General features: G+C 68.9%; 18 protein-coding genes. 5 read left to right on the top strand and 13 right to left on the bottom strand.

Going from position 1 to position 19,372, the window contains the following annotated elements; genetic code table 11:
* Positions 1-40: 40 nt before the first annotated feature.
* Positions 41-1,198: a PAS domain-containing protein gene (locus tag QHF83_RS43665; RefSeq protein WP_282424032.1), complete on the bottom strand. Its 1,158-nt coding sequence runs from the start codon at positions 1,196-1,198 to the stop codon at positions 41-43.
* 76 nt (positions 1,199-1,274) lie between these two features.
* Entirely contained in the window at positions 1,275-1,898 is a 624-nt protein-coding gene (locus tag QHF83_RS43660) for a nuclear transport factor 2 family protein (RefSeq protein WP_282424031.1), read from the bottom strand.
* 428 nt (positions 1,899-2,326) lie between these two features.
* On the opposite strand from QHF83_RS43660, the gene QHF83_RS43655 reads away from it, so the two are divergent.
* Positions 2,327-2,455 (top strand): hypothetical protein, encoded by a 129-nt coding sequence (locus QHF83_RS43655; RefSeq protein ID WP_282424030.1) that lies wholly within the window; start codon positions 2,327-2,329, stop codon positions 2,453-2,455.
* Here QHF83_RS43655 and QHF83_RS43650 read toward each other — a convergent pair.
* The 3 genes from QHF83_RS43650 to QHF83_RS43640 all read right to left on the bottom strand — a co-directional run bounded on the left by QHF83_RS43650 (position 2,414) and on the right by QHF83_RS43640 (position 6,913).
* Positions 2,414-3,229, bottom strand: coding sequence for a DUF3025 domain-containing protein (locus QHF83_RS43650; RefSeq protein ID WP_282424029.1), 816 nt, complete (start codon positions 3,227-3,229; stop codon positions 2,414-2,416). The genes QHF83_RS43655 and QHF83_RS43650 overlap by 42 nt on opposite strands.
* A gap of 360 nt (positions 3,230-3,589) precedes the next feature.
* Positions 3,590-5,917: a glutamine--tRNA ligase/YqeY domain fusion protein gene (locus QHF83_RS43645; protein ID WP_282424028.1), complete on the bottom strand. Its 2,328-nt coding sequence runs from the start codon at positions 5,915-5,917 to the stop codon at positions 3,590-3,592.
* A 78-nt stretch (positions 5,918-5,995) separates the two neighbouring features.
* Positions 5,996-6,913, bottom strand: coding sequence for an alpha/beta fold hydrolase (locus QHF83_RS43640; protein ID WP_282424027.1), 918 nt, complete (start codon positions 6,911-6,913; stop codon positions 5,996-5,998).
* Between the two features lie 130 nt (positions 6,914-7,043).
* On the opposite strand from QHF83_RS43640, the gene QHF83_RS43635 reads away from it, so the two are divergent.
* Both QHF83_RS43635 and QHF83_RS43630 read left to right on the top strand, forming a co-directional pair.
* Positions 7,044-7,871, top strand: a complete 828-nt coding sequence (locus QHF83_RS43635; protein ID WP_282424026.1) for an N-acetylmuramoyl-L-alanine amidase — start codon at positions 7,044-7,046, stop codon at positions 7,869-7,871.
* Between the two features lie 108 nt (positions 7,872-7,979).
* Positions 7,980-8,513 carry a hypothetical protein gene (locus tag QHF83_RS43630; protein WP_282424025.1) on the top strand — a complete coding sequence of 178 codons (534 nt, stop codon included), beginning with the start codon at positions 7,980-7,982 and terminating at the stop codon, positions 8,511-8,513.
* Between the two features lie 3 nt (positions 8,514-8,516).
* Here QHF83_RS43630 and fabG read toward each other — a convergent pair whose 3' ends face one another.
* The 3 genes from fabG to QHF83_RS43615 form a co-directional block, all read right to left on the bottom strand.
* Entirely contained in the window at positions 8,517-9,254 is a 738-nt protein-coding gene (fabG, locus tag QHF83_RS43625; RefSeq protein ID WP_282424024.1) for a 3-oxoacyl-ACP reductase FabG, read from the bottom strand.
* 565 nt (positions 9,255-9,819) lie between these two features.
* Positions 9,820-11,760, bottom strand: coding sequence for a long-chain fatty acid--CoA ligase (locus tag QHF83_RS43620; RefSeq protein WP_282424023.1), 1,941 nt, complete (start codon positions 11,758-11,760; stop codon positions 9,820-9,822).
* 3 nt (positions 11,761-11,763) lie between these two features.
* The gene (locus QHF83_RS43615; protein WP_282424022.1) at positions 11,764-12,543 is read right to left on the bottom strand and encodes an alpha/beta hydrolase; all 780 of its coding nucleotides are present in this window, start codon (positions 12,541-12,543) and stop codon (positions 11,764-11,766) included.
* A 294-nt stretch (positions 12,544-12,837) separates the two neighbouring features.
* Between QHF83_RS43615 and QHF83_RS43610 the strand changes: the two genes are divergently transcribed.
* Positions 12,838-13,314, top strand: coding sequence for a glutathione peroxidase (locus tag QHF83_RS43610; protein WP_282424021.1), 477 nt, complete (start codon positions 12,838-12,840; stop codon positions 13,312-13,314).
* A 54-nt stretch (positions 13,315-13,368) separates the two neighbouring features.
* Positions 13,369-14,244, top strand: coding sequence for an ankyrin repeat domain-containing protein (locus tag QHF83_RS43605; protein WP_282424020.1), 876 nt, complete (start codon positions 13,369-13,371; stop codon positions 14,242-14,244).
* Here QHF83_RS43605 and QHF83_RS43600 read toward each other — a convergent pair.
* The 5 genes from QHF83_RS43600 to QHF83_RS43580 form a co-directional block, all read right to left on the bottom strand.
* On the bottom strand, positions 14,234-15,265 hold the full coding sequence (locus tag QHF83_RS43600; protein ID WP_282424019.1) for a medium chain dehydrogenase/reductase family protein: 1,032 nt from the start codon (positions 15,263-15,265) through the stop codon (positions 14,234-14,236). The two genes, QHF83_RS43605 and QHF83_RS43600, sit on opposite strands and share 11 nt — an antisense overlap.
* Before the next feature lie 29 nt (positions 15,266-15,294).
* On the bottom strand, positions 15,295-16,704 hold the full coding sequence (locus QHF83_RS43595; RefSeq protein WP_282424018.1) for a hypothetical protein: 1,410 nt from the start codon (positions 16,702-16,704) through the stop codon (positions 15,295-15,297).
* A 127-nt stretch (positions 16,705-16,831) separates the two neighbouring features.
* The gene (locus tag QHF83_RS43590; protein ID WP_282424017.1) at positions 16,832-17,326 is read right to left on the bottom strand and encodes a hypothetical protein; all 495 of its coding nucleotides are present in this window, start codon (positions 17,324-17,326) and stop codon (positions 16,832-16,834) included.
* 18 nt (positions 17,327-17,344) lie between these two features.
* Positions 17,345-17,983: a peptide chain release factor-like protein gene (locus QHF83_RS53615; protein WP_348980518.1), complete on the bottom strand. Its 639-nt coding sequence runs from the start codon at positions 17,981-17,983 to the stop codon at positions 17,345-17,347.
* Positions 17,980-19,218: an RtcB family protein gene (locus tag QHF83_RS43580; RefSeq protein WP_282424016.1), complete on the bottom strand. Its 1,239-nt coding sequence runs from the start codon at positions 19,216-19,218 to the stop codon at positions 17,980-17,982. Before QHF83_RS43580 ends, QHF83_RS53615 begins: the two co-directional genes overlap by 4 nt.
* Positions 19,219-19,372: the final 154 nt, after the last annotated feature.

Raw genomic sequence — 19,372 nt, 5'->3', positions numbered from 1 at the left:
AGCCCCCTGCTGGGGTGCGGGGCAACGCCCCGCGCATCCCTCAGTGCTTGGCGCGCCGCGCGCCGCCTCGCATGCATACCTGGATCGCCTCGCGCAGGTTCCGCAGCGTCGTCACGCCCTCGAACCCGCTTCCGAGGCACAGAATGAATGCCTGCGCCAGGGCTGGCCGGATCCCCGTGACGAGGCCCTCGGCGCCGAGCAGCCGGATCGCCCGCAGGATCCGCGACAGCCGCTCCGCCGTCCCCTCGTCTACGGCCTCCACACCGGTCAGGTCCAGGATCACGAACCGCGCCCCGTGCGCCACGACTGCATCGAGCAGCCGCGCCGTCATGTCGTCCGCGCGCGCCTGATCGACCTCGCCCATGACCGGCAGCGCGAGCACGTCGTCCCATACCTGGATGATCGGCACCGAGAGCGCGTGAATCTCCGACCGCTGCTTCTCGATGATCGCGAGCTTCTCCTCCAGCTCGATCTCGCGGCGCTTGTAGTCGTCGATGTCCTGGAAGGCCCCGATGACCCGCGTGACCTTGCCGTTCTCCATGATCGCCATGCCCGAGGTGCGCACCCAGAGCCGACGGCCCTTCGCCGTGATGATCTGCAATTGCAGATCGTAAGGTGTGCCCTCGCGGGCGCACGCCTCGAAGGCCGCCCCGATGATCGGTTGATGCTCGGGCGTGTAAAACGACACGTCGACGTTCGGATCGAACCCGACGGGTAGCTCGTGAATCCGGTACGTCTCCTCGGTCCAGTACTGCGTCGACGTCGCGAGATCGACGTCCCAGCCGCCGACCCGGCCCGTCACCTGCATCTTCTGGAGCAGATCCCGACGCCTCTTCCATTCGTCCACGGGCTCCTGCGCCTCGACCTCGAGCCCGCTCCCGTAGACCTTCCCGCCGAGCCGGCGCAGCAAGAACAGGAGCCTCCGGTGGCTCAGGTCCCGGTTCAAGAACCTCGCATTGAGCTTGATCTCCGTGTCATCCCCGCTCGAACGCAGGAATGCTTGCAAGGGCGCGACGTCCTCGAAGACCACGAGCCGGGCGAAGTCCTCGCCCGCGAGCGACGACTCTGTATACCCGAGCGTGCTCCGAAACACCTCGTTCGTGCGGAGCAGGCGCCCATCGGCGCGCAGCACGCAAAGGAGGTCCCGGGACGTCTGGAAGAAGAATTCGTACTGCAGGCCGTGCTCGTCTTGAGACATGGAAGGAAATCCTTCGTCAATGCGCGCCGTGATCCTCGGTCTCGCAGCGACCCGCCCCCCCCGGGTCCTTCCTTCGTCAGGGCGACTCGAGGCGCAGGAACGTCTGGAGGTGCAGCGTGCGCTTGGCGATCTTCCAGCCGTGCGGGGTGCGAACGACGATATCGTCATACCAGCCGTGGGCGACTTCGACGGCGCTGTTCGGCTCGAGGACGTGCGTCGCCTGGAGGTACGTCTTCATCGTGCCCGTGTTGCCTTGCACTTTGACGACGACGTTGCCGTTCAGGTGCTGCGTCGAGACGTAGCCGGCCGTGACGAACTCGTTCTGCGCGACGTCCGCCCATTCCGACGGACCCGAGGTCAAGCTGGGGGGGCCGTTCGGATCGTCGCCGGGGTAATACGCCGCCACGACGGCATTCGGCGTGAAGCATTTCTGATAAAGGGCCCGCCCACCCTCGAGATCACCTCGCCCGATGGTGTCGGTGGCTTCGGCATAACAGTAGGTCAGCTTCTCGATCTCCGCCTCGTCGGCGAGGCGCTGCAGCGCGGCGGGAACGCCGCCCGGGGGAAGTCCCCCTCCGGGAGGTCCACCCTCGGCGGGCTTCGCCGCACCGAGTGCGATCGCCGCAATGGCACCCGCGCACGCCGCGGCTCCAATGCGACCCCAAGAAGCCCGTGAACCCGATCGGTTGTTCTGCTCCATTGTCAACCTCCTCGAACTCCCTACGCTAGAGTGCGTCCGCGCGGCGGGTCAAGGCTCCTGCGGAAGACGGGGTAAGAGCGGATGCTGCAGTACAGCGGAGAAGGAAGCGGGAGCGGGAAGGCGACCACCCCGAGGTGCTGTCGACAGTGCGTCAGAATGATGACGATGCCTCCGATGCCCCGTCGACAGCACGCGAGCATGATGCCGATGCCTCCGATGCCCTGTCGACAGGACGTGAGGGATGAAGGCGACTACCTCGAAGGCCCGTCGACAGCGCGTCAGGGTGATGGCGATGCCATCCGATGCCCTGTCGACAGCCCGCGAGCATGATGCCGATGCCTCCGATGCCCTGTCGACAGCACGCAGGGGTGATCAGGATGCCTCCGATGCCCTGTCGACAGCACGCAGGGGTGATCAGGATGCCTCCGATGCCCTGTCGACAGCACGCAGGGGTGATCTACGTTCAGACGAGCGCGCTCGGCGCCGAGCAGGTCGGGGACCTCGTGCTCGATCTCTCACCCGAAGAGCTCGCCGCCTGGCTCTCCTCGAAGAACTGACGCCCCACAAAGCACCCGCTCGTCGAGCGGCAAGCTCCGGAACGTCTCCGGCTGCGAGAACGTCCCCGGGGTCGTGATGCGCTCCGAAAGGCGCGCATCCGCAAGCCGGATGCAGCCCTCGCCGTCCGTCGGCAAAGGCCCAGGGCAGGGGAGCAGGGCCACCATCGCCCATATCGACGGACGTTCGTCCGGCAAGAGGCTCTCGTACAGCGCATGGCCAAAGACGAGGGCCACGGCGCTTCCCGCAGAAATCTCGTTTTGCACGGCCGATACGTCCCGCGCCTCGAGCGCCGCCGCGATCACGGGAGCGCGCGGCTCGACGGCAAGCAAGAGCAAGCTGCCCTCGTCGAGCAGCGCGAGCCCGTCCTGCTCGCGCGTGCGCCGATCCGGCAGCGCCCGCGGCGCGTCGCCGAGCCGCGCCGAGAGGGCCCGGTGCTGCCGGGCATGCAGCGCACGCTTGCTCGCCGGAAACGCAGCCCAGACGAGCGCATTCAGGAAGTCGTGCCAGCTCGCAGCGCGCGTCGGCACCCACCCCTCGACGTGAATGCGGGCGTCATAGAGCGAGGACGGGTCGACCAGCCCACGGCCACGGCCGCGCCGGCGACGGGGGCGCGGCGGCTGCAAGCGAAAATGGACGCCCGCAGCCTCGGAGAGCGTCTCGTCCACGGCCTCGACCGAGGGCCAATCAAAAGCCCCCTCGAAGCGCACGGCCATGTCACGGATTGGCCAATAAAGGGGGCTCTTCCGGAAGAACCGCGGATCCCAGGCGATCACGCGCCCCAGCGTAGTCCGCCGCGAGGCATCCGCGCTAGCCTGGAGCCGCTGTGCTGGGGCTTCGCCCCAGGCCCCACCAGGGGCTGTCCGCCCCTGGACCCGGACCAGCGCAAGCGCTGGACCCGGGGTCGATGAACTGCGCGATGCGCAGTTCATCGAACAGGTACGAGGCAAGACCGCAAGCGGCCCTGCCCACCAGGACGGCTTCGACTGGCAACGCCGTCCCTGGTCTTGCCACCGGCCTGTGGGAAGAACTGCGCATCGCGCAGTTCTTCCCCTGAAGGTCCAGGGCTTGCCCTGGTCCGGGTCGAGGGGCGGACAGCCCCCGCGGGGCCCGGGGCAGAGCCCCGGCGCGGCGGCTCAGCCGAGCTTCTTCTGCAGGAGCTCGTTCACGCGCTCGGCGTTGGCTTTGCCGCCGGACGCCTTCATCACCTTGCCGACGAAGAAGCCGAGGAGTTTTACGTTGCCCTCCTTGTAGCGCTTCACTTCGTTCGGGCTGTCGGCGAGGACCTTGTCCACGATCGGCTCGAGTGCGGAGGCGTCCGAGACCTGGCGCATGCCCTTCTTCTCGACGATCGCGCGCGGGGCCTCGCCGCTCGTGAGCATCTCGGAGAGGACTTCCTTCGCGATCGTGGGCGTGATCGTGCGGTCGTCGACGAGCGACGCGAGCTCGCCGAGCGCCGCGCCGCCGAACGGGAGTGCGCTTGGCTTCTTGCCGTCGAGCTTGCGGGCGAGCTCGTTCACGACGAGGCTCGCCACGGTCTTCGGGCCCGGATGCGCCGCGATCGCCTGCTCGTAGAAGGCGCGTAGATCCGCGTCCTCGGCCAGGACGATCGCGTCCTCGCGGCCGAGCCCCCGGGACTCGAGCCCCTCCGCGATCGCCCGTGCCTCCGGCGAGAGCTTTCCGAGGCGCTCCTCCGGGCTCGTCTTCACGACGGGCTTCGGCTCTTCGGCTTTCTTCGCCCGAGACGCCTCCTGCTTCGGCTCGGCGATCTTCGCCCAGGAGTCCTTCAGCGAGACCGTGCGATTGAAGACGGGCACGCCGGGCTTCGAATCGATCGGGTCGACGAAGAAAAAACCTTGGCGCTCGAACTGGAAATGCTTTCCGCCCTCGGCCGAGGCGAGGCTCGGCTCGACGGCGGCGTCGGGGATGATCACGAGCGACTCGGGGTTCAGCCCCGCCTTCCAGTCCTGACCTTCCTCCACGAGATCCGGCCGTTCGTCGCGGAAGAGCCGGTCGTAGAGGCGCACCTCGACCCTCCGCGCGTGCGCCGCGCTCACCCAGTGCAGCGTGCCCTTCACCTTCTTGCCGGCCTGGGCCGCGCCCTCGCGCGTCTCCGGATCGTACGTGCAGCGAATCTCGGTCACCTCGCCCGTCGCGGGATCACGCACGACGTCCTTGCACGTCACGATGTACGCATACCGCAGCCGCACCTCGCGGCCCGGCGCGAGGCGGAACCACTTGTCCGGCGGATCCAAGGTGAAGTCGTCGCGCTCGATGAACACCTCGCGCGAGAACGGGATCTTCCTCGTACCGCCCTTGCCGGGCTCGTCGGGGAAGAGCGGGGCTTCGAACTCCTCGACCTTGCCCTCGGGGTAGTTCTCGATGACGACCTTGATCGGCCGGAGCACGGCCATCACGCGGCCGGCGCGGCGATCGAGGTCGGCGCGGATGCAGGACTCGAACTTCTCGACCTCGACGGTGCTGTTCGTCTTGGCGACGCCGATCTCCTCGCAGAAGGCGCGGAGGGAGTCGGGCGTGATGCCGCGGCGGCGCATGCCCGCGAGCGTCGGCATGCGCGGATCGTCCCAGCCGCGCACGAGCCCGCCCTTGACGAGCTCGAGCAGCTTGCGCTTGCTCATCACGGTGTACGTGATGTTGAGGCGCGCGAACTCGTATTGCCGCGGCCGCGCGGGCACGTCGACGTTCTCCACGAACCAGTCGTAGAGCGCGCGGTTGTTGTCGAACTCGAGCGTGCAGATCGAGTGCGTGATGCCCTCGATCGCGTCCGAGAGGCTGTGCGCGAAATCGTAGAGCGGGTAGATGCACCAGGCGTCGCCCGTCCGGTAGTGATGCGCCCGCTTGATGCGGTACATCGGCCAGTCGCGCATCTTCATGTTGGGCGAGGCGAGGTCGCCCTTCATCCGGACGACGTGCGCGCCCTCGGCGAACTCGCCCTTGCGCATGCGCTCGAAGAGGTCGAGGTTCTCCTCGATCGAGCGATCGCGGTAGGGGCTCGGCTTGCCCGGCTCGTTCACCGTGCCGCGATACGCGCGGATCTCGGCCTCGCTCAGGCTGTCGACGTACGCCTTGCCCTTCTTGATGAGCTCGACCGCGAACTGGTAGAGGCGCTCGAAGTAGTCGGACGCGTAAAACAGCTTGTCGCCCCAGTCGAAGCCGAGCCAGCGGACGTCGCGCTGGATGTTCTCGACGTACTCGACGTCCTCCGTCGTGGGATTCGTGTCGTCCATGCGCAGGTGGCAGACGCCGCCGAACTCGCGGGCGAGGCCGAAGTTCGTGCAGATGGCCTTCGCATGGCCGATGTGGAGGTAGCCGTTCGGCTCGGGCGGGAAGCGGGTCACCACCTTCGTGTGGCGCCCCTTCTCGAGGTCCTCGCTGATGATGGCCCGGATGAAGTTCTGGGCCGCGCTCTCTTCGCGCTCTTCCGGGCGCCTTGTGGTCGTCACGGTGGGCTCTCCAGGTGCGGCGCGGCGCTCGTGGCCGCTTCGCGGACGCGGGAACCTACTCCAGGAGGCTCGAACCTGCTAGCGCCGCCTGAGCCGCTCGATCACGTCCTCCACGGCCGCGGCAATCTCGTCGGGCACCTCCTCTTGGAGGAAGTGGCCCGCCTGGGTGGCCGTGACGGTCGCCCGGGGAAACGCCCGCTGGTGCCGCGCGAGGGCCTTGCCGAGGATCGGGTCGCGCTCGCCCCAGACGAGCGCGACGGGCCCGGAGAAGCCGAGGATCCAGGCCTCGGCACGCCGAAGCGCGGGGAGGCTCGGATGATCGGGGCCGTCCGGGACCATGCGCGCGAGGGCAAGGGGGCCGATGCGATCGGCGAGGCCGCGCAAGGGATAGGTGTAGGCGCGGGCCGTCGCGCCGCGGATGGAGCGGCGGTCGCCCTGGGCGATGGCGAGCAGGTTCTGGGGGAAGCCGAGGCCGCGGAAGACGACGTCGCTCAGGACGGGCACGCGGGCGAAGCGGTGGAACAAGGTGCCGCGCGGGCGCGCCGGGACGAGGACGGAGGTGTTGGCGAGGACGACGGCGGCGATGCGGTCGGGCACGAGCGAGCCGGCGAGGGCGCCGATCGGCCCGCCCCAGTCCTGCCCGACGAGGACGAGGTCGCGCAGGTCGAGGGCCGTGACGAGCTCGGCGATGGCGGCGGCGTGGCGCTCGATGGAGTGGTCTTCGAGGCGGGCGAGTCTGTCGGAGAGTCCGAACCCGAGCAAGTCGGGCGCGATACAGCGTAGCTCGGGCAGCCCCGCGATGACCTTGCGCCAGAGGAACGACCAGGTCGGGTTGCCGTGGACGAAGAGCGCCGGGCGGGCCCGCTCCGGCCCGTGGTCGACGAAATGCACGAGCTTGCCAGCGTCTTCACCTCGTTCGAGGCGGTAGGCGCGGCGGCGCAGGGACATGTCGGCGGCGAGGAAGCCGGGCAGGGGGGGCGGAGGCGCGAAGGGCATGACGAGGCTCGGGCGCTAGGGCTCTCTCGAAGCGATAGCCCGACGGATCCGCGAAAAGCAAGGGAAAGTGCGCTCCGGGAGGGCCGGCCACCTTGGCGCGGAGGGGCTGGCTCGGCTACGAACGAGGGGCGTGATCTCGCGTCGATCCCTGCTTCTCGGCTTCGCCGGCGCGGGCGCGGCTCTGGCCACGACGGCCGTCGCCCTGCACCGCGGCGGGCGCGCCGCGCGGCTGCCCGATCCGTTCGGGCCGCTCGTGGTGCTGACGCCGCGGTTTCCGGCGGGCTTCGGGACGCGGCGCGTCTTCGTGGATCCGGGACACGGAGCAGCGGGAAACCCCGGCAACCTCTCGTGTTTTTGCCGGGAAGAGCAAGACTTCACGCTGGCCGCGGGACGTGCGCTGGCCGCGGAGCTGCGGGCGACGGGGGCCTTCGACGTGCGCCTCGCACGGGACGGCCCCGGCCCCGTCGAGTACCGGGCCCGCCTGGAGGATGCCGAGGCGTGGGGGGCCGAGGTGTTCCTGAGCCTGCACTCGGACGTTCGAGGTCAAACGGGCGAGCGATGGAACCCCGAGCCCGGGCGGGAGTGCGTGGTGAACCTCGCGGCGCCGGGCTTCTCGGTGCTCTGGTCGGACGAGGGTGAGCCGAAGCTCGCGGAGGCGCGCCACGCGCTCGCGCGGTCCGTGGCGCGGCGGATGCGCGAGGCGGGGTTCTGGGCGTACGGGGGCATCGAGTACGGCGAGCTTTATGCCGTCGATCCCGAGCAGGCGGGGGTCTTCGTCGATCGACACGCGCCGGAGCGTCGGATCTTCGTGCTGCGGCGGCCGAAGGTGCCCTCGGTGCTGGTGGAGACGCACCACGCGCTCGATCCGCGCGAGGCAAGGCTCTGGGATGAGCCTGCGACGCTCGCGTCGTTCGCCTCGGCGGTGGGGGCGGCGCTCGTGGATGTCCTGGGTTTCTAGGAACGCCCGCGGCGCGCGGATGATGCTGGATGCTCGGTACGCCGGTTGCCCGTGTCTCGGCCGGCGCCTCGGTGTGTGCACCGGCATGGCATGCGGAAAGGACGGAGGATGGATCGGCGGACGACCCTCGGGGTGGTGGCGGGGCTCGCAGGCGCGCTCGTGCTCGCGGGGGGAGACGCGCAGGCCGCGAAGAGCACGGCGGTGTACGGGATGAGCGCGCCGGTCACGGGGTCGGTCGTGGACGCGTTCGGCAATGTGACAGGTCAGCTCGCAGGCACCGTGACGGTCGAGAGCTTCGCGGCGCAGAGCGGCCAGCTCGTCGCGAACGGGAAGATGACGGCGCGGGTCACCGACCTCGCGGGGAACGTGATGGGCACGGTGACGAACGTCGTGGTCGCGCAGATCGCGACGATCACGCACGCGACCTGCACGATCCTGGAGCTCGAGCTCGGGCCGCACTCGCTGTCCGCGTTCGGCTTGCAGATCGATCTGAGCCGGGTCGTGCTCGTCCTGACCGCGAACGCCGGGGGCGGGCGCCTGGGTCAGCTCCTCTGCACGTTCGCCGATGCGCTCGGAGGGGGCGGGATGCCGCCGTCGCTCGTCGGCATGCTCAACGACGTGCTCGTGCTCTTCGCGAGGTGACGATCACGTCCCGAGGACGAGGCCGCCGTTCACGTCGATGACGGCGCCGGTCATGTACGAGGCGTCGTCGCTCGCGAGGAACGCGTAGACCGAGGCGATCTCGGCGGGGTCGCCGAGGCGCTTCAAGGGCGTCTGGCCCGCGATGGCGTCGAGGTTCTCCTTGGGGACCTTGCGGACCATGTCGGTGAGGATGAAGCCCGGGGCGACGGCGTTCACGCGGATGCCAGAGCGGCCGAGCTCGCGGGCGAGGGTCTTGGTCAAACCGATCACGCCGGCCTTCGTGGCGACGTAGTTCGCCTGGCCGAAGTTACCGTAATGGGCGACGACGGAGGCTGCATTCAGGATGACGCCGCTCTTCTGCTCTTTCATGAAGGCGGCGGCCATCTGACACAGCTTGAAGACGGCGGTGAGGTTGACGGCGATGACCTGATCCCAGTCCTCGGGGGAGAGCTTGGCGAGGCTCTTGTCGCGGGTGATGCCGGCGTTGTTGACGAGGACGTCGATGCCCTTCTTGTCGCGCACGGCCTGCTCCAGGGCGGCGAGGCCTTCGGGACGCGAGACGTCGGCCGGGACGTAGGTCATTCGCTCGGGGAAGGCGGACGCGAGATCGGCGCGCTCGGCGGGGACGACGTCGTTCAGGATGAGCTCCGAGCCCTCCTCGTAGAACCGCGTCGCCGTGGCGCGACCAATACCGCTCGCCGCCCCCGTGATGAGCACCTTCTTGCCGGACAATCCTCGCATCGCTATCGTCCTCCGTCATGTTGCGGCGCACAAGGGCCCGCGCAGAACGAGGCCCTGCCGCGGGCGCGGACCCGCAGCAGGGCAAAAACAGGGGCTGAGCTGATCGATAGAAGATCGAGCAGCCAGTCGCGTGCCAGCTTAGGTCCGCAGAAGGAGACGCGTCAAGGGATTTCATGTTGCGGCGCAACATGCGGGCAGGTGGCGGGTGCCGGCGGGATTCTCGTCGGGCGCGCGGCTTCGCTGGGGCGTTGCCCCAGACCCCACCCGGGGCTATCCGCCCCGGGACCCGGACCAGCGCAAGCGCTGGACCGTTTGTCGAAGAACTGCGCGATGCGCAGTTCTTCGAACAGGCCGAGTCAAGACCAGCTACGACCCTGCCAATGAAAACAGCCGCGCTACCCTTTCGGCTGGCGACGCGGTCCAACCGGCCCGTTGGAAGAACTGCGCATCGCGCAGTTCTTCCACCCCGGGTCCAGCGCTTGCGCTGGTTCGGGTCGAGGGGCGAACAGCCCCCGCGGGGTCCGGGGCAGCGCCCCGGCGCAACGGCTGCCCGATGTTTCCTCGCTCATTCGTCTTCGATCGAAATACCGAATCCCGGCTCCTCGTAGAGCCGGTCGAAGACGTGGGCGAATTTCTTCTCGATGACCTTTCGTTTCACCTTGAGCGTCGGCGTGACCTCGTCCTCCTCGAGCGAAAAATCCCGATCGAGCAGGTGCACCCGCTTGATCCCCTCCACGCGCGAGAGCTTCGTATTCGCGCGGCGGACCGCGGCCGCGATCCGCTTTTGCACGTCCGGATCGGTCGTGGCCTTCTCCATCACCGGCGCGAGCCCCGGCGGACGGGAGAGCGGGCTCGAAAGGAGGGCGCGGCGCAGCTCTTCCGCCTGCGCGTCCCCGAGGTGGCCGCGCGCCTTCGCCCATTCCACGGCTTCGAGCGGGTGAATCGTCACGAGCGCCGTGCAATACGGCCGCCGATCGCCGTGCGCGTGCACCTGGCTGATGAGCGTATCGCTCGCCTTGATCTCGTTCTCCACGTTCGCCGGGCTGATGTTTTTCCCGCCCGACGTGATGATCAGGTGCTTTTTCCGGTCGACGATGTAAACGAAGCCGTCCGCGTCCTTCTTGCCGATGTCGCCCGTATGCAGCCACCCCTCCTCGTCGATCATCTCCCGCGTGGCCTCGGGGTTCTTGTAATACCCCTTGAACACGTTCGGGCCTCGCACGAGGATCTCGCCGTCGTCGGCGATCTTGTCCTCCACGAACGGGAGCGCGCGGCCGACGGAGCCGAGGCGGACCTGGCCGGGGCGATTGCCGTGTGTGACGACCGTGGCCTCGGTCATGCCGTACATCTCGTAAATGGGCAGGCCCGCCGCCCAGAAGAAGGCGAGGATCGGGCGCGGAATCGGCGCCGCCCCCGTGACGAAACGCTTCACGCGACCGCCGAACACCTCGCGGACCCGCGAAAAGACGAGCTTGTCGGCCACGCGATGCGCGAGCTTCGCCCGGAGCGAGGGCTCCTCGCCGCGTTGCCAGGCCTCGACGACCGCGAGGCCCGCCGATTCGGCCCACCGGAACACCCGCCTTCGCGCGGGCGGGGCCTTGTCGACCTCGCTCTGGATGCGGGCGTAGGCCTTTTCGAAGATGCGCGGGACGCTGCCGAAGAGCGTCGGGCGTACCTCCTTGAGCTCCTCCAGCACCGCGGGAACGCTCGTCGCGTACGCGGTGGCGATGCCGAAATCGATGCGGCCCCAGAACGCCAGAATGCGCTCGGCCGCGTGCGCCATGGGCAAAAACGAGAGGGAGATGTCCGAGCGGGTGAAGGCATTGAAATGGACGCCCGCGAGCGTCACGAGGATGTTGCGGTGCGAGATCATCGCGCCCTTGGGCGGGCCGGTCGTGCCGCTCGTGTAAATGAAGAGCGCCGTGTCGTCCGGGGAAATGGCCTCGACGCGGGACGCGACGAGCGAGGCGTCGCCCGGCGCTTCGAGGGCCTCGTCCCAGCCGACGAGCCACGCATGCTGACGCAAGGTCTCTTCGAGGCCCTGCGTGTCCCACACGACGACGAGCTCGAGCTTGGGCATCTCGTGCTTGATGGAGAGGATCTTCTCGACCTCGTCCTTGCCCTCGACGAACGCGATGCGCACGTCCGCGTGATCGAGGACATACGCGAGTTGCCCCGGCGCGAGCGTGGGGTAGGCGCCGACCGTGACCACCGCGGCGAGCTGACCGCCGACGTCGCAGATGCACCACTCGGGGCGGGTGCTGCCGACGATGCCGATCTTGTCGCCAGGCGAAAGGCCACGCTTCGCGAGGAAGGTCGCGAGGGCCGTGGCGCGCGCCTTGAACTCGGCCCAGGTCGTGGAGCGCCATTCCCCGTTTTTCTTGGCCTTCCAGGCCACCGCCGTGGGCGTGGCGGCGGCGCGGCGCAAGAAAAGGTCGGGCAAGGAACGGGCCTCGTTCGCGAGCGGGACGGCGGGATCGGGCGGCGGGACGACGCGATCGAGCATGGCTCAGCCTCCAGGAGGTGCCTTCAGGAAGGAATCGAGGAGCGCGACGAAGGTATCGGGGGCTTCGAGGTTCGGCGAATGGCCCACGCCGGGGAGGATCTCGTGGCGCGCGCCGAGGAGCTCCGCGGTCCGCGCGCCCACCTTGCGCGTGGAGAGCATGTCGACCTCGCCGCTGACGACCAGGGCCGGCACGCCCGCGAGCGCGCGGAGCCGGTCGCCAGGCGCCCATTCGCAGAGCGCGTCGAGCGTGGCCATCGTGGCCTCGGGGCGCTGGCGGTGGCTCTCCGTGAGGAGCTCCTGAAAAAACGCGTCGTCCGGAGCGGTGGGCGCGATGCCGCGGAAAGCAGCGCCGAAGAGCTCGATGTTCTCCTGCGCGAGGCGCTGGCGCTCGGGGAGGTGGTAGGTGCGCGGCATACCGTCGGGCCAGGCGGGGGCGACGAGCGTGAGGGAACGAGCGCGGGCGGAGAGCGCGAGCTCGAGGACCACGGCCGTGCCGAGCGAATGCCCCACGAGGTGCGCCGAGGACAAACCCAGGGCATCCATCAAGACGGCGAGGTCCTGAGCGAGGCGCGGGATGCGGTAATCGTGTTCCTCGGCCGAGCTCCGCCCGCGGCCGCGGAGGTCGGGCACGACCGCGCGGAAGCGCGCGGGCAAACGGTCGAGGACGGGGCGCCAGGAGAGGCTCGTGGTCCAGTTGCCATGCGCGAACACGACGGGCTCGCCGCGTTCGTCCCCGCGCGTCGACCAATGGATCGTGAGCGATCCGGATTGGAGAGAAGCCATGCGGCATCATCTTCGACCCGGGGTCCTTCGTCCATGCGCTTTCACGCGCTTTCATGCGCTTTCAACGGTTGGGGGCTGCGCGCGGACGAGCCCAGCTACGCCCCGCCCCTTGCGTGTCGAGCACAGGCCCTCTAAGCAGGCGCAATGAAAAGCTTTCGGGTTGGATCGGTCGTCTTCGCTGCGCTCCTCGGGGGCGCGGCGCTCGTCGGTTGCGAGGGTGGCTCGCAGCCCCCGGCATCTCCTAAAGCCGGGACGGATCCTTCCGGGGAAACCGCGGTTCAAGAAGGAACGAAAATGAGCCTGCACGATTTCAAGATGAAGACAATTTTCGGAGAAGAGCGCTCGCTCGGCGACTTCCGGGGCAAGGTCGTGCTCGTGGTCAACGTGGCCTCGGAGTGCGGCTACACGCCGCAATATGCGGGCCTCGAGCGGCTGCACGAGCGCTTCGAGGCGAAGGGGTTTGCCGTGCTCGGCTTCCCCTCGAACGACTACGGCGCCCAGGAGCCCGGGAGCGACGCCGAGATCGCCACGTTCTGCACGAGCAAGTACGGCGTGAAGTTCCCCATGTTCTCGAAGATCCCCGTGAAGGGGAGCGGCAAGCATCCGCTCTACGCGTTCCTCACGCGAGGCCCGGAGGCGGGCGAGGTGAAGTGGAACTTCGAAAAATTCCTCGTCGGCAAGGATGGCGTGGTGCTCGGTCGGTATCCCTCGTCCGTCGAGCCCGAGGACGAGAAGCTCGTGCAAGCCATCGAAAAAGCTCTCGGGAGCTGAGCCCGCTCTCCGGTACGGCTTCCCACCCTCGCTTCGATCCCACACACTCCAGACATGACGCTCGACGAGGAGCTGCTCGAGGCGGCCAGCCGCGGCGATGAGGCGCGTGTCACGGACGCGATCACGCGCGGGGCAAACGTGGACGCGACGCGGAGGTACACGACGAGCGTCGATCGCGAGGTGCTCGAAGGGACGGTCTCCGCGTTGATGCTCGCGATCATGAACGGGCACGACTGCGTCGCCGAGCTCCTGATCGATCGGGGCGCGGATCCCGATGTCGCAGACGAGCTCACGAAACGCACGCCGCTCGTGGAGGCGGCCGCGCGCGGGGAGATCAGCGTCGTGGAGGCGCTGATCGACGCCGGCGCGAGCCTCGACGCGCGAGACGCCATGGCGAACATGAACGCGGTGACGGCGGCCGTCGCGTCGGGGCATGCGGGGATCACGCGGCAGCTCGTGGAGGCGGGCGCGCCGATCGAGCCGCGGGCGTTCGAGGAGGCGACGCGGCGCGGGATGCTCGATCTCGCAGAGTTCTTCGCGACGCGCGGGCTCGATCCGAACACGACGCAGGCGCTCGAAGGGGCCGCGGCCGCGGGGCGCGTGGACGTGCTCCGGTGGCTCTTCACGCAAGGCGTGGACCTCGGAAAACACGGGCCCGAGGCGCTGCTCGGAGCCGCGAACGCGGGCAAGGCCGAGGCCGTGGCCGCGCTCGTCGAGGCCGGCGTGCCGATCGACACGACGACGAACTACGGCTGGATGCCGCTGCACCTCGCGGCCTACAACGGCGATGCGAAGACCGTGCGCGCGCTGCTCGCGCTCGGCGCCGATCCACGCGCCGACGACGGGACGGGGAAGACCGCGCTCGACTGGGCGCGCGAAGCGGGCAAGGCCGAGAGCGCTCGGCTGCTGGAAGAAGCGCTCAGAAGGTGAGCACGAGCTTGCCGACCGTGGATCCGCTTTCGATCGCGCGGTGCGCGTCGGCCACGCGCGAAGCGGGGAACGGGGTCACGGGCGGCGCCGCGATGCGGCCCTCGTCGATCCAGCCGACGAGCTTCGTCATGTACTCTTCGAGCAAGTCCTTCTTGTGGAAAAGGTAGGAGAGGTTGAACGCGAGCACGCTCTTGTTGTCGTTCGTCAGGTCGAGCGGGTTGTAGCGGGGCGTGCGCAGCCAATCGCGCGCGAGCTTGAGCCAGTTCGGCCGGCCTCCCGTTCGCGGCATCATCGTGTGGAAGCCGTAGATCACGAGCCTTCCGGCCGAGGCGAGGTGGCGGTAGCTCTCGCCGAGCGTCTCCACGCCGTTCGCGTCGAGCACGACGTCGTAGCCCTCGGGCGCGAGGCGCTCGGCCACGGACCATAACGGCTCGACGCTCTTGTCGATGACCGCGTCGGCCCCGAGCTTGCGCGCGACGGCGACCTTGTGGCTCGCGCCGACGACGCCGATCACGCGACAGCCCGCGATCTTACCGAGCTGCACGAGCGCGCTGCCCACGCCGCCCGCCGCCGAGTGGACGAGCACGTTCATGCCGCGGCGCACGTTCGCGAGCTCGAAGAGCGCGTAATACGCGGTGAGGAACACCGACGGGAAGCCGGCGGCCTCGGCCACGGAAAAACTCTTCGGCAAGGGGAAGACCTGGTGCGTGGGGATCGCGACGCGGCTCGCGTAGCCGCCGAACCGGGTGACCGCGAAGACGGGCGTGCCCGGCGCGGGCCCGGCGACGTTTGCGCCGAGCGCCGCGACCTTTCCTGCGACCTCGAAGCCGGGCGTGATGGGCCAGCCGACGTACTTCTTCGCCGACTCGTAGAGGCCCATGCGCACGATGCAATCGGCGTAGTTCACGCCTGCGGCCTCGACGTCGACGAGGATCTCGCCGGGGCCGGGGCTGGGATCCGGATGCTCTTCGAGCTTCAGGCGATCGTAGCTGCCGGGCCCGTGGATCACGACCTTCCGCATGATGCGCGGAGGCTACCGCGCGAGCGGGCTCAGGGCGAGGTCTTGGCGGAGACGGGGAGCCCGACGGTCGACTTCACGCCCTGGATGTTGGGGTCGAAGAAGAAGAGGTTGTTCGAGGAGGCGTCGTCGAGCACGAGGCGGTCGCGCTTGGGCAGGATGTTCACGTGCTCGGGGGCGAAGGATGTCAGCACCTCGGTGGCCGTGGCCTCCACGAGGTCGATCCGGTAGAGCGACTCGTCCTCGACGAGCCACATCTCCTTGTGGCCCACGCGGGTCACGAACTCGTCGAGGTGGAGGTGGGGGCCGTCCATCTGCGTGGATTTGTCCTGGTCCACATCGTAGAGCACGAGCCTGGCCGTGCCGGTGGCGGAGGGGGCGACCACGACGTAGTTGCCGTCGCGGCTGATGAAATAGTTGATGCCGCCGCTGATCTTCACGGGCTCTTGCTCGGTCTCGAGCGTGATCGCGTCGATGAGCCAGAGCTCCTGGTTGCCGTCGTTGTCCTGATCGCCGTACGAGACGATCGTCGATCCGTCGGGCGCGAAGCCCACGGGGCCCTTGCCGGGAACCTCGCGGACCTCCTTCGTCATCGTGTCGAGCACGAGCAGCATGTGCGTGGAGGCGAGCTCGCCGTTCGGCTGAGCTTCGGTCTTCTGCACGGGGAACACGACGTACTTGTCGTCGGGGCTGATGCCGACGTAACTCCACGAGAACGCGATGTCCCACGCGGTGTTCGGCACGTCGATGTCGAAGAGCGGCGCCGTCCAGAGCTTGCCCGTCTCGTCGAGCTGATACCCCGTGCTCGCGACCTGCTCCATCGACCAGCCGAGCAGGCGCGCGCGGGGGTTCTGGGTGCTCTGGTCGTAGAAGACGATCGAGACGAAGGTGTCGCTCTTGTTCATGAAGTTGAGCTCGAGCCACTCACCGTCGTGGGGGACGACGTGCCTGTCGAGCGTCTCGGCCTCGATGATGTGAATGGGCGACCTGTCCGAGGTGTTGTCGGCGACGCCGATGAACTTGCGGCTCGGGCTCATGCGGGTGCCGTGGTAGCGGATGTCGAGGTCGACGCTCTTCTTCAGCGCGAGCGTCTCGTGATCGTAGAGATCGATCCGATCCTTGTCGTTCGCCTCGCTCATGACGAGCAAGCCCGAGGCAGGGAAGAGCAGCCGCGGATCCGTGCGGCCCGAGAGCTCCTCGACGGTTCGCACGAGGCCGCTGTCCGGATCGACCGCGAAGAGCGTGCTCGTGGGATAGGGGTTCTGCGCGTCGGTCTTCGCCTCGCCGGCGAGCACGTACGACGTCTCGGTGCGGTCGTCGACGGCGATGGATCCGTCCTCTAGCCAGGTGTCTTGGCCCGGGTTGTTTTCCCCGAACGTGAGGCCCGTACAGCCGGTGAGGGCGAGCGTCGAGACGAGGGCGAGGTAGGGAAGTCGAAGCATGGGAAAGCCTCCTTTGAGCGCGTCGCGCGGTGGCCGGCGGTCGGCAAGAAGGGTGCCATCGCGGCGTCGTTCGAAGAAACGCGCGGGGCGGGGGAGCGCGGCGCGCGGCGTCTCCCTGACAACGACGTCATGCCCGCGGAGCGCGCTTTTTACGGCGGCGGTGGGCCTGACTGGCATCGCAGAGCAGGCCGGTCCGCGGACAAACATAAAAGGATTTCCAGCGCCCGTAGCCCGGGAGCGGAAGGAAATCGTCACGCCGCGGGCCATTGCCCGCGGGCGCGTGCGGGATGCCGTCGATGAGGATCGGGTTTCGTTCGACGTACTGGAGGACGTGGTCGAAGACGTGCTTCTGCACGGCGCTCTTGGGCGAGAGGGAGGCGCGGATCTCCGACCAGACCGCGTCCCACGGGCGGCCCACGCGGCGCTCGAGGAAGCGGCGGAGCGGGGCGAGGTTCTCGTTCAGATCCCGCGTCCGACCACGGTATTTTATGCCCTCCTTGAGCGGTGAGGCCTCGAGATCGGCCTTCATGCGCGTCGCGTAGCGGCCCTTGCCCGCGCCACGCCCGCGGCCCCAGTCGTACCGCGGCCGCTCGATGATGATCTCGAACATGTCCTTTCGCATTCGTTCACCTCTGAAAGATCAAGTCTCCACGAGCGCGCCCTGCGTCGAGAGCGCGTAGGTGCGCACGGGCGCGCCTCGTTCGAGCCGCGCATGCGAGGTCCAGCGCGCGGCCTCCTTCGCGGCCGCCTCGTGCGCGGCCCGCTTCCGGAGGAGCGCCGCGATCCGCGCGAGCGCGCGCCGCAGGTTCGCCCGCTGCGATCGCTCGTCCGCGACCCGCACGACGATCCCCGTCGGCACGTGCCGCGCGCGCACCGCCGTCTCCGTCTTGTTGACGTTCTGCCCGCCGGGGCCGCTCGCGCGCATCGTCGTGACCTCGACGTCGCGCGGGTCGATCGTTGCCCCGTCGTCCGCGCCGACGCCCTCGTCCTCGTGCAGCACGACGGACGCGTACCAGCGCTTGCGGGCGGCTTTTCCGCGATCGGGGCTGCGCGCGACGAGCGCGTGCGTGCCCGCCTCGTCCGCGAGGCGCGCAGGATCGCCGGCAACAACGAGCTCCATCGACAGAGGCGCGTCCTCATCGCCGTGGATCACCGTCTCCTCGACGACGAGGCCCCGCGCATCACACGCCTCCGCGAGCCGCGCCGAAAGGAGCGCGACGAACCTGCGCACCTCCACGGGCCCGTAGCCCGCCGTCACCTGCACGACGAGCTTCTTCATTGCTTCACCGTGACGAGCGGCACGAGCGAGGCGATCGGAGCCGCGAGGCCCTCGTCGACCAGGCTCGCGACGACCGGCTCGATCGGCTTGTAGGCGTCCGGGTGCTCCTCGTAGAGCAGATCCGCGTCGTCGCACACGATGCGGCCGCCGTGCGCCGTGCGGCCGAGCTCGGCGCGCTTGTACCGCGTGGCGAGCTTGGCCCGCGCCTCGGTGCGGGTCATGCGGCGGCCCGCGCCGTGCGCGACCGACGCGAGCGCGCCTTCGTGCCCGCTGCCGAGGAGCACCCAGGAGGGCGCGCCGCGGCTGCCGAGCACGACCGTGGCCTCGCCGCGGCTCGCGGGCGCGGCGCCCTTGCGGTGGATCCACACGGCTCTGCCCGCGATGTCCTCGCGCCGGATCGTGTTGTGCACGATGTCGATCGCGCCGCGGACCTTGTCCCTTCGCAACGCCGAGAGCGCGCGGAGCAGCCGGCAAGCGACGAGGAAGCGGTTTGCCTGTGCGAACCGCACGGCGCCCGCGAGATCCGCGAGGTAGACGTCGATCGCCGCGCCCGTGAGCGTGGCGTCGCCGTAGCGCCGCCCGATCTGGGCGCCGAGCCCACGCGAGCCCGTATGCACGAGCGCGACGAGGCCGCCTTTTTCGAGGCCCATCGCGTCCGCCGCGGCCTCGTCGCGCACCTCGGTGACGCGCGTGATCTCCGCGAAGTGGTTGCCGCTGCCGATGCTGCCGAGCGCGCGGCCGTGCGAGGGATCGCGGTAGGCCGCGGGATCACCGCTCGGGCCGAGATCGAGCGCGCGCTCGCGTTCGGCCATCGCGGCGATGTCGTCCGGCACGTTCGCGACCTCGGCGAGGCCCTTCGCGCCCTTTTGCCAGCAGGCGTCGAAGACCTCGATGGGGTCGCAGTCTGCGAGCGGATCCTCGTCCATCGCGGCGCGGACGCGGCGCTCGAGTTTGTCCACGGCGCGCGGCGAGGCGGTCGTGGCGAAGAGGAGCACGCCGCACCCGGCGTCGCCGCCGACGAGGTACGGCAGCACGCGCTCCTCGAAGGCGAACGCGGCGCCGATGGGCCCGCGTCCGGAGTGAAGATCGGGCATGCCCGCGGCGCGCACGCAGCCGGGGAGCTCGGCGACGCGGACGAACTGCGTGATGGCCTCGCCCTCCATCCAGACATCGGGGCGGGCGAAGATACGAGCGTGCGGGGGAAGGGAAGGTTGGGGAACGGAAGAAGTGCCCATGGCAGGTAACTCGAACGGTGTGTTGATTGCGTTCGCGGCCCCGTAGTGCGGAAAGCGTGCCAGCCATATTTCGCGAGAAATTCGAGGGTGGCCTCGTGAAAGTGGTGCATGATGCATCAGAAGGATGGTGCACGACGCATCATGGGTGGTGTAC

The organism is Polyangium sp. 15x6, assembly GCF_029960785.1.
Lineage (GTDB): Bacteria > Myxococcota_A > Polyangia > Polyangiales > Polyangiaceae > Polyangium.
This window is presented reverse-complemented; position numbering and strand designations above follow the sequence as displayed.

What these genes read in the sequence shown, in the direction of transcription:
- QHF83_RS43665 (WP_282424032.1), bottom strand. Translation starts at nt 1,198, where the DNA reads ATGTCTCAAGACGAGCACGGCCTGCAGTACGAATTCTTCTTCCAGACG.
- QHF83_RS43660 (WP_282424031.1), bottom strand. Translation starts at nt 1,898, where the DNA reads ATGGAGCAGAACAACCGATCGGGTTCACGGGCTTCTTGGGGTCGCATT.
- QHF83_RS43655 (WP_282424030.1), top strand. Translation starts at nt 2,327, where the DNA reads ATGCCCTGTCGACAGCACGCAGGGGTGATCTACGTTCAGACGAGCGCG.
- QHF83_RS43640 (WP_282424027.1), bottom strand. Translation starts at nt 6,913, where the DNA reads ATGCCCTTCGCGCCTCCGCCCCCCCTGCCCGGCTTCCTCGCCGCCGAC.
- QHF83_RS43630 (WP_282424025.1), top strand. Translation starts at nt 7,980, where the DNA reads ATGGATCGGCGGACGACCCTCGGGGTGGTGGCGGGGCTCGCAGGCGCG.
- fabG (WP_282424024.1), bottom strand. Translation starts at nt 9,254, where the DNA reads ATGCGAGGATTGTCCGGCAAGAAGGTGCTCATCACGGGGGCGGCGAGC.
- QHF83_RS43620 (WP_282424023.1), bottom strand. Translation starts at nt 11,760, where the DNA reads ATGCTCGATCGCGTCGTCCCGCCGCCCGATCCCGCCGTCCCGCTCGCG.
- QHF83_RS43615 (WP_282424022.1), bottom strand. Translation starts at nt 12,543, where the DNA reads ATGGCTTCTCTCCAATCCGGATCGCTCACGATCCATTGGTCGACGCGC.
- QHF83_RS43610 (WP_282424021.1), top strand. Translation starts at nt 12,838, where the DNA reads ATGAGCCTGCACGATTTCAAGATGAAGACAATTTTCGGAGAAGAGCGC.
- QHF83_RS43605 (WP_282424020.1), top strand. Translation starts at nt 13,369, where the DNA reads ATGACGCTCGACGAGGAGCTGCTCGAGGCGGCCAGCCGCGGCGATGAG.
- QHF83_RS43600 (WP_282424019.1), bottom strand. Translation starts at nt 15,265, where the DNA reads ATGCGGAAGGTCGTGATCCACGGGCCCGGCAGCTACGATCGCCTGAAG.
- QHF83_RS43595 (WP_282424018.1), bottom strand. Translation starts at nt 16,704, where the DNA reads ATGCTTCGACTTCCCTACCTCGCCCTCGTCTCGACGCTCGCCCTCACC.
- QHF83_RS43590 (WP_282424017.1), bottom strand. Translation starts at nt 17,326, where the DNA reads ATGCGAAAGGACATGTTCGAGATCATCATCGAGCGGCCGCGGTACGAC.
- QHF83_RS53615 (WP_348980518.1), bottom strand. Translation starts at nt 17,983, where the DNA reads ATGAAGAAGCTCGTCGTGCAGGTGACGGCGGGCTACGGGCCCGTGGAG.
- QHF83_RS43580 (WP_282424016.1), bottom strand. Translation starts at nt 19,218, where the DNA reads ATGGGCACTTCTTCCGTTCCCCAACCTTCCCTTCCCCCGCACGCTCGT.